At 60.3% G+C, this 12317-nt stretch carries 12 protein-coding genes; 3 read left to right on the top strand and 9 right to left on the bottom strand.

The window, feature by feature from the left end; translation table 11 throughout:
• Positions 1 to 30: 30 nt before the first annotated feature.
• Entirely contained in the window at positions 31 to 912 is an 882-nt protein-coding gene (locus VNT00_RS01535; protein ID WP_325583801.1) for a lipid A biosynthesis lauroyl acyltransferase, read from the bottom strand.
• Between the two features lie 227 nt (positions 913 to 1139).
• Between VNT00_RS01535 and VNT00_RS01530 the strand changes: the two genes are divergently transcribed.
• Positions 1140 to 1982, top strand: coding sequence for a class I SAM-dependent methyltransferase (locus VNT00_RS01530; protein WP_325583798.1), 843 nt, complete (start codon positions 1140 to 1142; stop codon positions 1980 to 1982).
• Positions 1983 to 2048: 66 nt separating this feature from the next.
• Here VNT00_RS01530 and VNT00_RS01525 read toward each other — a convergent pair whose 3' ends face one another.
• A complete protein-coding gene (locus VNT00_RS01525) occupies positions 2049 to 4361 on the bottom strand; it encodes a nitric-oxide reductase large subunit (protein WP_325583796.1) in 2313 nt (770 codons plus the stop codon).
• Positions 4362 to 4525: 164 nt separating this feature from the next.
• Positions 4526 to 5101 (bottom strand): transglycosylase SLT domain-containing protein, encoded by a 576-nt coding sequence (locus tag VNT00_RS01520; protein WP_325583795.1) that lies wholly within the window; start codon positions 5099 to 5101, stop codon positions 4526 to 4528.
• 258 nt (positions 5102 to 5359) lie between these two features.
• Between VNT00_RS01520 and VNT00_RS01515 the strand changes: the two genes are divergently transcribed.
• A complete protein-coding gene (locus tag VNT00_RS01515) occupies positions 5360 to 5623 on the top strand; it encodes a DUF2249 domain-containing protein (RefSeq protein ID WP_325583794.1) in 264 nt (87 codons plus the stop codon).
• Positions 5624 to 5638: 15 nt separating this feature from the next.
• On the opposite strand, the gene VNT00_RS01510 is transcribed toward VNT00_RS01515, so the two are convergent.
• The 4 genes from VNT00_RS01510 to VNT00_RS01495 all read right to left on the bottom strand — a co-directional run bounded on the left by VNT00_RS01510 (position 5639) and on the right by VNT00_RS01495 (position 10783).
• Entirely contained in the window at positions 5639 to 6505 is an 867-nt protein-coding gene (locus VNT00_RS01510; RefSeq protein WP_325583792.1) for a c-type cytochrome, read from the bottom strand.
• A 125-nt stretch (positions 6506 to 6630) separates the two neighbouring features.
• A complete protein-coding gene (locus VNT00_RS01505) occupies positions 6631 to 8448 on the bottom strand; it encodes a cation:proton antiporter (RefSeq protein ID WP_325583790.1) in 1818 nt (605 codons plus the stop codon).
• Between the two features lie 74 nt (positions 8449 to 8522).
• Complete coding sequence (locus tag VNT00_RS01500) at positions 8523 to 10106, bottom strand: EAL domain-containing protein (protein ID WP_325583787.1); 1584 nt, start codon at positions 10104 to 10106, stop codon at positions 8523 to 8525.
• Between the two features lie 95 nt (positions 10107 to 10201).
• Positions 10202 to 10783, bottom strand: a complete 582-nt coding sequence (locus tag VNT00_RS01495) for a hypothetical protein (RefSeq protein WP_325583785.1) — start codon at positions 10781 to 10783, stop codon at positions 10202 to 10204.
• Positions 10784 to 10965: 182 nt separating this feature from the next.
• Between VNT00_RS01495 and VNT00_RS01490 the strand changes: the two genes are divergently transcribed.
• On the top strand, positions 10966 to 11718 hold the full coding sequence (locus VNT00_RS01490; protein WP_325583783.1) for a carbonic anhydrase: 753 nt from the start codon (positions 10966 to 10968) through the stop codon (positions 11716 to 11718).
• Between the two features lie 39 nt (positions 11719 to 11757).
• Here the strand turns inward: VNT00_RS01490 and VNT00_RS01485 are convergent, their stop codons facing one another.
• Complete coding sequence (locus VNT00_RS01485; protein WP_325583781.1) at positions 11758 to 11928, bottom strand: hypothetical protein; 171 nt, start codon at positions 11926 to 11928, stop codon at positions 11758 to 11760.
• A gap of 45 nt (positions 11929 to 11973) precedes the next feature.
• On the bottom strand, positions 11974 to 12317 hold a 344-nt coding region (locus VNT00_RS01480; protein WP_325583779.1), incomplete at its 5' end, for a hypothetical protein.

The following is a 12317-nucleotide window of genomic DNA, read 5'->3' as shown; positions in this document are numbered from 1 at the left end:
ATGGACCGCGACGCCTGTACGTGGATCAGCCTACTGATAAACGGACGGCTCGCCTTCCGGGCGGCGTTTGAAGCGGCGGTGCACCCAGTAGTACTGCTCGGGAATATTCTGTATTTGCGCTTCCAGGAACTGGTTGGTCAATAGCGCATCGGCCTTGACGTCGCCGCAGGGGTAGTTCTGAAGCGGCTCGAAAATGCGCAGCTTGTAGCCGCGGTAGCCGGGCAGCACTTCGGTCACGAATGGCACGACTCGCGCGCCGCTGATCTTGGCCAGCCGGGATACCGCGGTCAGCGTGCAGGCCTGCACTCCGAAAAACGGCACGAACACCGAGTCGCGCAGCCCGAAGTCCATGTCCGCCGCAAGCATGATGGGCTTGCCCGACTTCAGGACGCTGAGGGTTTGTCGCGCACTGCTGCCGCGCGGAATCATTTCGGTCCCGAACCGCGAGCGTTGCGTGCGGGAGATGTTTTCCGCTGCCCGGTTCGACATGGGGGTATACAGCGAAGCCACTTCGTGGTGGATGGAGTAATACATGCATCCGGCCTCGATGGCGGTGAAATGGAACCCCAGGAAAATGGTTGGCTGCTCATACACGTCGGCCAGCTCTATGGCGCTATGCAGCTCGGTCAGGCGGGTCAGCGTCGTGGCGCTGCCATACCATTGCACACCGCGTTCGAAATAGCTGCGGATGACATGCTGGAATGTCGCGCGCGCCAGGTTGTCGCGTTGCTGGTCGGTCTTCTCCGGGAAGCAAAGGCGCAGGTTCGTATGCAGAATGCGTTTGCGCTTGCTGGGAAGCCGGTACAGCAATCGGCCCAGGGCTTCGCCCGATCGGGCGACCAGGCCGTAAGGCAATGCGGCAAGTGCGCGCAATAAACCCGCGGTCAAGGCATGTTGTAATTTATGATTCAAGTTATAGCCTGGTAAGGGCCGACGGCCAGCGGCGACGTCGGCTGGAGCAGGCACAGAGGCGCGAGCCATTGCCGAAGGCGTGCGGTCTTTGCCAAAGGGCTCAATAGTACCATTCGGGGATGCGGGCGGTAATCCCGTGCATGAGCCGCCGCCGGCAATGCTGGCCCGCCGCCGATATTGGGTAAACTAGCAGGGTCATTCCTGAACGTTTCGTTGCGTTGCCCCCCATGTCCTCCTCCCACGAAATCCGTCCCGAACAGTCCATCGAACTGCTTAAGGAACTCCACATCCTTACCCGCGACGGCAAGATGAACCAGGACAGCCGGCGCAAGCTCAAGCAGGTCTATCATTTGTTCCAGTTCATCGAGCCCCTGCTCGAGGACCTGAAGCAGGGCCGCGACGGCATTACGCTGGTCGACCACGGCTCGGGGAAATCCTATCTCGGGTTCATTCTTTACGATCTGTTTTTCAAGCAGTTGAAAGACAAATCGCATCTGTATGGCATCGAAACACGCCAGGAACTGGTTGAAAGTGCCGCCCGCCTGGCGCAGCGCCTGGAGTTTCCGGGCATGTCCTTTCTGAACCTGTCGGTGGCCGACTCCATCACGTCCAGCTTGCTGCCGGAACGCGTTGACATCGTAACCGCCCTGCACGCCTGCAATACCGCAACCGACGACGCCATACGGTTTGCGCTGCACAAGCACGCCAAATACATTGTCGTCGTGCCGTGCTGCCAGGCCGAGGTGGCCAGTGTGCTGCGACGGAACAAAGCCGCTTCGCTGGGGGCGGGCGCGCTGGCCGAGATCTGGCGCCACCCCTTGCATACGCGGGAATTCGGCAGCCAGGCCACCAATGTGCTGCGCAGCCTTCAACTTGAGGCGCACGGCTACCAGGTCACGGTTACCGAACTGGTCGGCTGGGAGCATTCATTGAAGAATGAATTGATCATCGCCACCTACAAGAACCTGCCGCGCCGCAAGGCGACCGAAAGGCTGGAGAATCTGCTGAAGATGCTGGGCCTGGAGGAAATGCGCGGGCGCTTTTTTACGCCCGAGCAGCAAGCCGCTTGAAGGACGCCGCGGGCCGGCGGCACAACTCCGGGGCCGCCGGCGAAGGCCGCTTATTACCGATATCGATTACCGATCGGCCGCAGAGCTGGACTTCATGCCTAGATAGCCCTTGATCGTGGCGATCACCAGGGGCAGGGCGCCCGCGAAAATAAAGATCAGGTCTCCGGGCAGCCGCATCCATTCTATGAAGCGCGAGCGATCGCTGTTCACGTAGTCGAATCCCCGGGCGTGCCAGTAGCCATGTTCGATGACATCCCATATTTGCAGCGCGCCGCTGGGGAACAGGCTGAGCACGATCATCAGCGCAAGGCCGATGTTCGTGCCCCAGAAGGAGATCTTCACGTATTTTTCGATGCCCTTCCAATGCTCGTCGGAGCTGGCCTGCCGCAGCGCGAATACGGTCAGGGCGATGGCCAGCATGCCGAATACGCCCATCATGGCCGCGTGGCCGTGGTTGGGCGTAAGCTGGGTGCCGACTTCGTAGTAGCTGACGATAGGAAGGTTGATGAGAAAGCCGAACATGCCCGCGCCCACGAAGTTCCAGAAGCCGACCGCCATCAGGAAGTAGAACGTCCATTTGTGCGGGACGGCGATGGGCGTGTTGCAGGTCGAACACGAGCCGCGCGTAGTGCGCACGAAATCCCAGGCATCGAGCGTGAGCAGGGTCAGCGGCACGACCTCGAGCACCGAGAACATGGCCGACATGGCCATGTTGAAGTTGGTCTGGCCGTTGAAGTACCAATGGTGTCCCGTGCCGATCAGGCCGCCAAGGAAGTACAGGATGGCGTCCAGGTAGATGACGCGCAGGGCGGTATTGCGCTGGGTCAGGCCCAGCTGATAGAGCGTCAGCGCGACGACGGTGGTGGCGAAGAACTCGAAGAACCCCTCGACCCATAAGTGGATGATCCAGAAGCGCCAGGTATCGACGACCGTGAAATTGGTTTTGGCGCCATACAACAAGGCTGGAATGTAAAACACGGGAATGGCCAGCGTGGACAGCAGGAACATTTTCGCCAGAGGCCTGGCCGCCGCCAGTTTCAGCGAATCCGGGCGCAGCATCCAGCACAGTATCGCAAACCACACGAACAGGCCCGCGATCAGCAGGTATTGCCAGAGCCGGCCCAGCTCAAGGAATTCCCATCCCTGATTGCCAAGCCAGAACCACCACGAACCCAGTACCTGGGAAATGCCCAGCCATTCGCCCAGCAGGCTGCCGGCAATGACCACGGCGAACGCGCCGAACAGCAAGTGTATGCAGGTGGCCAGGCCGCGCGGTTCGTCCGAGCGCAGCGAACGGGCCAGGAACAGGGCGGATGCCACGAAGGCGGTGGCTATCCAGAAGACAGCCGTTTGCAGATGCCAGGTCCGCATCAGGTTGCTGGGAAAAATGGACTCCAGCTGGAAGCCGTAGAAAGTGCCCGGATCGGCGCGGTAATGCGCTACGGCTCCGCCCACCAGGGTCTGCATCAGGAACAGCAAGGCCACGACGACGTAGAACTTGAGCAGGGCGCGCTGCCCCGGGCTGGCGCGACCCGGCAGCAGTTGCGGCGTGACGCGGTTGCCCGTGCTGATCCATCCCAGGTATTCGAACTTCCCGAAGGCCAGCAGTACCGTTGCAATGCCGGCCAGCAGGACCAGCAGGCTGAGGGCGCTCCAGAACATGGCGTTTGGCGTGGGAACATTGCCTACATCCGGATCGAAGGGGAAATTGTTGGTATAGGAATATGCCTTCCCCGGCCGGTTGGCCACCGATACCCAGGCGGCCCAGGTGATGAAGGCCGTAAGCTGGCGCAGCTCGGCCGGATCCGAGATGAGGCCGTGCTTGAGCCCCGCATTGCGCACGGGGTCTTGAAAATAGCGTGTCCAATAGGCGATTTCCTGCTGATGGGCGGCGGCTTGTTCGGATGTGAAGGTCAATACGCCGGTCGCGGAGTCGTAGCGGTTGGTCTTCAGTTCGACAATGGCTTGCGCCCGGGCGGCGGCTTGCTCGCCCGCGGAGAGCTCGGCAAACGGCTTGCGATACTGGTTCTGGGCAATGGCGTTGGCGGTGTCCTGGCCGAAGCGATGCAGGGCCTCGGCGGAGTAGTCCGGCCCCAGGTAGGCGCCATGGCCCCAGATGCTGCCGTTGTTCATCAGGCCGTATCTAAGGAAAATCGCCTGGCCGTCCTGGATGTCGTCGCGGCTGAACAGTTGGCGGCCCTGCATATCGACGACTTGCGCTGGAATGGGTGGTGCGTCGCGGTACGCCAATGCGGTAATGGCGATGATGCCCGCGAACCCCACGACCATGACTATGAGGATGCTGCGCAGCCACCAGGCGGATAGCGGCGGGTCGTTGGCCGTCAGCGATTCGGTTGTCATATGGTCGGCATGGCTCATGGTGCTTCTCCTTCGTCAACGCGCTCTTGGGGGCGCATACGAATGCATTCTGCCGCTTCAGATTATGTTCAGCCGTAATAATTTTGTATTTAAATGTAAATTAAAACGGCGTCATGAAGCGCAAGAGGCGTGGAGGCTTGGCGGACTGTTGCAGCCGAGTCGCTTCAGTCCAGGTCGCAGTGCCTCAGTTGGGCGCCGAAGCGCTCGGCGCGCGCCTGCACCTTTTGAGCGACGCGCTTGAGCCAGGCCTTGCCGTCGTAGCTGCGGTGGCGATAGCCCGACCAGCCCTCGTGATAATTCAAGTATTGGCCGTAAGCGTCCCATTTGGAGACCCCGTTCAGGCGCTGGGTCTTGCTTATATACCAGCCCATGAAGTCCATGGCGTCGTGGAAGTTGTCGCGGCTCGAGAGCCAGCCGCCGGCCTCGCGCTTGTAGTCGTCCCAGGTTTCGTCCTTGGCCTGTGCATAGCCGTAGGCGGAACTGACCCGGCCCCAGGGGATGAAGCCCAGGAAGTAGTAGCGGGGCGGGAGCGCGTCGTCGCGGAAACTGGATTCCTGATACATCATGGCCATGGGGACCTGCGGCGGCACTCCCCATTTGTCGCGCGCATCGATGGCGGCGTCATGCCAGTCGGGTTTTTCGCGGAAGATGGCGCACAGGTTTTCGGGATTGTCGGGCGGGGAAACCGAGGCGCAGCCGGCCAGCAGCAACAATGGCAGCGCGTAAAGCAGTCCTCGCATCGATCCGTTTTCCTTTTTGCTGGTGTGAAGCGGCATGAATGCCCCGCGCCTCGTCGCAGGCTTCGCGGCGGGGCGTCGAACAATACTTTACAAGAAATCAGGCGGGCCGGCGGCGGGGAAGGCAATACCCATAACGTCGAAGGGACTATGTCGGGCGAAACATGGTTTGAGGAATAAGATTTATATCAAATATATGTTAATGGCCTAATTCATTGCCCGGGCCCGATGCCTGGTTCATTTCACACACAGAGACGCAATATGGCAAACAACTCCGAAATTCCCGTACTTTCCAATGCCGTTCATGTATTCGATGCGCGCGGCATCGCCAAACGGTTCCGCCATGCCGCCATTTTCGGCGCCTTGTCGGCCCTTCAGCCTGGCGAAACCATGCGGTTCGCCAACGACCACGATCCCTTGCCGCTGCTTGCCCAAATAGAGGGGCATTTCGGCGAGGCGGTGCAAATCCGGTATGTGGCGCGCGAACCCGGGCAGATCGTGATCGATTTCGTCGTGTGCGGGTAGAGGGGGGCTTGTGTATCAGTTGGCCCCTGTGGGTTGGGGCTTGAGCGAACGCAGGTAGGCGATCAGCGCCGACATGTCCTGGGCGTCGATGTTCTTGTACCAATCGAAGGCCATGATGCGCCTCAGGGGGTTGCCGTTCTTGTCGATGCCCTCGCGGATCGCGCGCTCGATTTGCGCGTCGCTCCAGCTTTTGAGCCCGCTTTCGTCGGGCGTGAGGTTGGGCGTAACCGCCTCCGAGCCATCCGGCCATTTGATTACCTGGCCGCCCGCGCCCAAACGGCTCATGATCAGCATGCCGTTCTTGCCGCGCGGGGTGTGGCAGTCCATGCAGTGCCCGATATTCGCCAGGTATTCGCCGTATTGCCGGGTGCCGCCTTGGGCGGGCGCGGTGACGTGCGCCACGGGCGGTCCGTAGTTGGGCGGCAGGGGGATGTGGTAGGTCGACTTGGCGACGGCATGCTTTATGGGCGGCTGGGCCTTCAGGTAGGCGATGATCGCCGCCAGGTCCGCGTCGGACAGGTTGCGGTAGAAGGGTATGGGCATGGGCGGGCCGATCAGGCTGCCATCGGGCCGTATCCCTTCGCGTATCGCTTTCGCCAGTTGAGCGTCCGTCCATTTGCCGATGCCGGTTTCGGGGTCGGGCGTGATGTTCGGCGCATAGGCCTTGAACGCTGGGTCGTCGAACAGCATGCCGCCCGAAAGGCCCTTGTCGTACAGTGGTTCGCTCTTGTCGCTGCGGGCGATGTGGCAGTTGGCACAGGCGACGACGCCTTCCATCAAATACTTTCCACGCGCGAGGAGCGCGGCGTCGTCCTGGGCACAGGCCGCGGTGGTTCCGGCCGCCAGTAAAACACAGGAAATCAACTGTGGAAGCTTCCGCATGGTGTCAGTCTCCGTTGTTCTTTTTACGATTGATTACGAATCCAGGCTGCGTCGCTCATATTACTGCCGTTGGCGGCAATGGCTCATGGAAATTTCGATCTAGGAGACCGGCCATCCGGCCTAGTTCATTCGGCCTGGTCGCTTTGGCCGTCCCGGGGCAGGAGGCTGAACACCTTCCAGCCGGGACCCGGCTCTGGCGCGTGCTCGACGGCGAACGGCCGCGCGTAACCCTCGGGGTCGATGGCGAATAGCGGGATGACCTGATCCGGCCGATAGCTTTCCAGATATTGCTCGAAGGTAAAGCTTTCGGTAAGCCCCGTGGCGTGGATGCTGCAGCCTTGGGCGATCAGGCGGGCAAGCTGCCAGTAATCGGTCTCTTTGCCGAACAGCTTGTATCCACGACGGGCCTGGGCGGTCTGGTGTTTGTTCGGCTGTTCGTTCTCGTGCGCTCCCAGGAGCGCGTAGATATTGGTTTTCCCGAACCGGTCGCGAAAGTGGGCGGCGGCCAGCTCATTGAAATGGTCGGCGGTATCCAGCGCCAGCAAGCGCCCGATGCCGGTGAGATCCAGGTTGCGCTGTGCATGCTCCGACATGGGATTGCCGTAGTAGGTGGGCAGGCCCTCCATGCGCGCTTTGGCAATGCTGCTCCAGTCGCTGTCGCATAGCCGCACGGGGATTTGCGCATTTTGCAGCGCGGCGCCGATGGCCCGCGCTACGGGGTTGGCGCCCACGATGAGGAACCCCACGGGTTCCGGTTCAACCACTTTCAGCGCCAGGGCAATGGGCCGTGCGCTGACGCTTTGCAGCACGACGGTGCCGATGATGACGATGAAGGTCAATGGCAGCAGCTCTTCGGCGCGGGCGATGCCCAGGGCCTGGAGCTTGAGGGCGAACAGGGCCGATACGGCGGCTGCCACGATGCCGCGCGGCGCTATCCAGGCGACCAGCGCACGCTCCCGCCAACTGAGCGCCGAACCCCAGGTCGAGAAGATGACTTTCAGCGGACGGGCGATGAACAGCATGACCGCCAGGATGGCGGCCGGTTTCCAACCCAGCGACCGCAGGCTGTCGAAATCCATGCGCGCGGCGAGGAGGATGAACAAGACCGACAGCAGCATCAGGCTCAGGGTTTCCTTGAACTCCAGTATCTCTTCGGTGGGAACGCCTTTGCGATTGGCCATCCACATTCCCATGATGGTGACGCACAGCAGGCCGGATTCGTGCCGCAGCGCGTTGGAAACGGCAAACGCGCCGAACATCAGCACCAATACCGTGACGTTCACCAGATAATCGGCCAGCCAGTTTCTGCGCACGATTTCGCCGACGATGAAGCCGGCGGCAAAGCCTGTAAGCACGCCGGTCAAGACCGTGCCGCCGAAAACATAGATGGCGTGTCCCCAGCCCGCGCTGCCATGCAAGGCGACGATGAATTCGTAGGACAGCACCGCCAACAAGGCGCCTATCGGGTCGATGATTATGCCTTCCCACCGCAGGGTGCGGGCGACCGGCGCAACGGGGCGCACCGTGCGCAAGAGTGGTGTGATGACAGTGGGTCCGGTGACCACGGTAATGGCGCCGAACAGAAAAGCCAGGTCCCATGGAAACCCCATGATCCAGTGCGTGCCGGTTGTGGTGACCAGCCAGGATATGAGCATGCCTCCGCTGACCAGGCGCGTCACCACGCGCCCCAGGCCCCGCACCTCTCGAAACTGCAGCGTCATGCTGCCTTCGAACAGGATGACGGCCACGGAAAGGGATATGAAGGGAAACAGCAACTGGCCGAACAGGGCGTCGGGGTCGAGCATGCCCGTCAGCGGTCCGGCGATCAGGCCCGCTATCAACAAGAAAAGAATGGCCGGCAGGCGCAGCTTCCAGGCGATCCACTGGCAGAACATGGCTGTCATGCCGATGCAGGCCAGAATCATGACGTCGTTTTCATTCATGGTCGCGGAGGGTGGGCGGGGATCGGGATTGATCCGTAGGGGAAATGATACTTCACGGCTGCGCGGCGGCGTTTTTAGCTGAACTTGCGCATGAAGGCCAGAAACGGCTCCAGCTCCATGGGATGGGCCAGGGCATGGCCCTGGCCGTACTGAACCCCCAGCTCGGCCAGGAGCCTGGCTTGTTCGGGTTTTTCAATGCCCTCGGCAATGGCGACGGCGCCGACCGCCCGGGCGATGTTGACGATTTCCTGGATGAGGTTGGAGCGCACCGTGGCGTCCTCGAGCTCGAAGATGAAGGACTTGTCGATCTTCAGCACGTCGGGTGAAAGCTTCTTGACGGAGCTCAGGTTCGAGTAGCCCGTGCCGAAATCATCGATGGCGATCTGGAATCCCTGTTCCTTCAGGCTCTTGACTTCCGCGATGAGCTCGCTGGAAAGGCTGTGCTCGGTGACTTCGACGCAGATTTCAATATCGTTTCTTGCCGCTGTCCGCAAGGCGCTTTGCAGTACGGGGATCAACGCGGCCTGGTCGACGCTTTCGGGGAAATAGTTCAGGGCCATCTGGAACGGCGCGGCCTGGGCGGGCAGGTGTTCGGCCAGTTCGCGTACGGCTTTCCGGGTAACGGCATAGTCGAACTGGCGGGCCAGGCCCGAACTTAAAATGGCGGGAATGACCTGGTCGGGCATCCACAGATTTGCGCCCTCCCGCATGCGCATCAGCACTTCGCAGCCCACAGGCCTCATGGTGGCCAGATCGAAGACGGGCTGGTAGACCAGCAAAAGGTGCTCTTCGTCGCACAGGAATTGCACGCGGTTTTGCACGCTGGACCAGGTCGCCACATATGGAGCCAGCACCCCGACCGCCAGCACGGTGATCAGCGATGATCCGATCAGCATGCAGAAAAGCAGCACGCCGTTTTGCCGCGTGATCTGGCCCAGGCTGCGTTGCGTCTGCATGACCAGGTCTATTTGAGGGTGCACCGTGACGAGCTCGTAGCCGAGATTGTGAAACGTGAACGCGGTTTCTTTGCTGCGAGCCGCACGGTCGCGCATGCTCCGCGCTTCGTCCAGGGTCTTGCTGGATCCGAGCAGCGCCAGGCCGTCTGCCGTGCGCATCCAGACCGCATCGGCGCTGGTGTACAGGTCGTCCGTTATATAGGGGCTCAACACCACGTTGAAGTGCTTGTACTGGATGAGGGTGGCCTTGACCGTTTTGTTCGCCATCTCGAGCGGCACGTTATTGATCAACTGCAGCCCCGAACGCGATGTAATGACCGGGTAGTTCCCTTTGATGGGCTTGGGCAGCAGGCCCAGTGCGGTCGAGCAGATCAGCCGCCTGTCGTCGTCCATCATGCCGATTTCGCGCAGGTACCGGGATTTCAGCAGATGCGCGTTCAGGTGGATAAGGCCTTGCTGGTCGCAGGAAATCTTGCCGTGCGCGGCCAGGTGGTCGAGCAACGAGGTGCTTTCGGCGAGCATGGCCTGAGCCATGTCGATGGCCTTGTCATGGCGCTCGGCGATGCCGCTTTTGTCCACCCACAATACCGTTGCCGCCGTGGCCAGCATGAGCGTTGCGGCCATGAGAACTCCCACCCCGCATATGAAGGCCTTGGGATATTTCGCGATCTGCAGCAACAGCCAGTAGTGTATGTTCTTCAAACAGGTATTCCCGAGACCAGGGTGGAGTCGCACGGGCTTGCAAAGGAACTACATAATACATAAATCCTGGTTGCAATCCCGGCGGGGTGCAAGGCTTACACGCCGGTTGCCAATCTTGCCATGACAATGATGATCAGCACCTGCATGACGCCCTGGCTGGCCACGACATAGTAAAAGCGGCTCATCATCCGTCCGATCTTCTGCCCGTCGGGATCCGGCTTTTGCAATTCCAGGCAGACGCGCACACTGGTCGGCAACAGGTAGCCGAGCCCCTGTATGGTCATCAGGGTGATCAGAACCAGGGCGGCGGCGATCCAGCCGAATTGGGGCCAGGGCATTTGCGTGAAGCCGAGATGTACGGCAAGAAACCAGCCCGATGTGCCAGTGATGACGGACAGGGCCGGCAGCAGGAACAGCGTTACCGGCGTCAGCCGGATCAGGATTTCCTTGCGGACGGGGACTGAAACGCGGCGCAGTATGGGGCCGATGACGAATCCCATGAACAGGTCGATGCCCGTCCAGAGCACACCGCTCATGACGTGGACCCAATTGAGGAACCAGGTATTGCCGTAGAGTATGGCGGCGATCATTACCAGAAGCGCCGCCGCCACGTACCATAAATAACGCCACCGAATCAACTGTGGATCAGGGCGGGTGTCGCTGATGGACGCTGTCATAAGGCCTCCGGTACCGACGATTGCTTTGTATCTAGAATAATCCTTGTAGTTGTTTTTGTGTCAAGAAGTAATTACCATCGAAAGGCCCGCACGTTTTCGGGTAGATGCTGAAAAGTCTTGAATGCTGTATTTCACTCTGAAATGTAACCTATGACCATAACGTAAAAGACAGGGGGCAGGACATGTGCAAATTATGCGTAGGCCGGGATTCCGTAGCGGGGGCGCCCGAGTCGCTGTCCAGGCGTGCCGCCCTTGGCACGATAGCTGCGTTTTCACTGATGGGTATGTCCGCGACGGTGGGGCGTGCCTATGCAAAATCACCGCCCAAGCCCGAAAACGTTCTTTCACCTGATCAGGCCGTCATACGCCTGCTTGCCGGAAATCAGCGATACACCTCGGGCAAGACCAAAAGCCGGAACCACGCATCCACACGCGCGGCATTGGTGCGCGGGCAGAACCCTTATGCAGGCATTCTGAGTTGCGCCGATTCCCGGGTCGGTCCCGAATTATGTTTTGACGCGGAAAGAGGCGACCTGTTCGTGACGCGGGTGGCCGGCAACTATGTCACCAACGATATTCTGGCAAGCCTGGAGTACGGCGTCGCGGTTCTGAATACGCCGGCCATCATGGTGTTGGGTCACACCAGTTGCGGCGCGGTAAATGCAGCGGTAGGCGCCTTCGAAAAGCCAGCCGAATTTCCCGGCCATATTCAAAACATCGTCACCGAACTGATGCCTGCCGTGCGGGTTGCCGCAAGCGAATCGCCCAAAAAAGGCACCTTGCTCATGGCCGCAACCATCCAGAATATCAGGCAAAACGTGCAGCGCCTGCAACAAGCCACGCCAATTCTCGACAAGGCGGTCCAGGCCGGCAAACTCAAGGTGGTGGGCGGGCTTTATCATCTCGACACTGGGCGGGTCGAGCTCATTACCTGACCGCCTGATCCGAACCGCCCTGGCCGCGCGCCGGCATGTCTAGCCGCCGAACAGTGACGCGGCCTTGTTGATGATGGCGAACAGCGCGGCCAGCAAGCCCAGCCCCAGCAGGGTGATGCCGAGGTTGCGATCGCGAAGGCCGAAGCCGATGAAGGTGGCGATCATCCCCAGGATGAAGATCACCAGAATCGTGTTGCTGTGAAAGAACATGGCGACGGAGTCTCCTTCGGTGGGCCGGTGCGCCGGCACCTGTGATCAGGCTGCGCGGCAACCATTGTATTGAAAGAATGCCGCCGTGTGACCGGCTGTTTCGTATTTTCGCCAAATCCAAATGGCAGGCAATGCCTGTCGGCCAATGGGATGGCGCCGGTTTGATGTGCGCCTGCCGCCGCCTTGTTGGTAGTCCTTGTTGGTAGTGTCAGCAGGCAGAACTGGAAACTGAATCCTGAAAAAAGAAAGGCTCTTCCTCATTAAAGGGGGACAGCGACATTCATTAAACTTGTTTTTGCGAAGAACGAGCTTAATGGAAGGAATGCCGATGTCCCCCGTCGATTTTATCTTAGGAATCCGAGATGTATTGATTGAACGCGTCGAGCGTG

Source organism: Eoetvoesiella sp. (assembly GCF_035555955.1).
Classification (GTDB): Bacteria; Pseudomonadota; Gammaproteobacteria; order Burkholderiales; family Burkholderiaceae_B; genus Eoetvoesia.
Note: the sequence above shows the minus strand (reverse complement) of the source record. Positions and strands in the feature narration are given on the sequence as shown.

Excerpts from the sequence above, each read along its gene's own strand:
- VNT00_RS01485 (WP_325583781.1), bottom strand. The coding sequence starts at position 11,928 with ATGTTCTTTCACAGCAACACGATTCTGGTGATCTTCATCCTGGGGATG.
- VNT00_RS01510 (WP_325583792.1), bottom strand. The coding sequence starts at position 6,505 with ATGCGGAAGCTTCCACAGTTGATTTCCTGTGTTTTACTGGCGGCCGGA.
- VNT00_RS01490 (WP_325583783.1), top strand. The coding sequence starts at position 10,966 with ATGTGCAAATTATGCGTAGGCCGGGATTCCGTAGCGGGGGCGCCCGAG.
- VNT00_RS01515 (WP_325583794.1), top strand. The coding sequence starts at position 5,360 with ATGGCAAACAACTCCGAAATTCCCGTACTTTCCAATGCCGTTCATGTA.
- VNT00_RS01520 (WP_325583795.1), bottom strand. The coding sequence starts at position 5,101 with ATGCGAGGACTGCTTTACGCGCTGCCATTGTTGCTGCTGGCCGGCTGC.
- VNT00_RS01505 (WP_325583790.1), bottom strand. The coding sequence starts at position 8,448 with ATGAATGAAAACGACGTCATGATTCTGGCCTGCATCGGCATGACAGCC.
- VNT00_RS01530 (WP_325583798.1), top strand. The coding sequence starts at position 1,140 with ATGTCCTCCTCCCACGAAATCCGTCCCGAACAGTCCATCGAACTGCTT.
- VNT00_RS01495 (WP_325583785.1), bottom strand. The coding sequence starts at position 10,783 with ATGACAGCGTCCATCAGCGACACCCGCCCTGATCCACAGTTGATTCGG.
- VNT00_RS01525 (WP_325583796.1), bottom strand. The coding sequence starts at position 4,361 with ATGAGCCATGCCGACCATATGACAACCGAATCGCTGACGGCCAACGAC.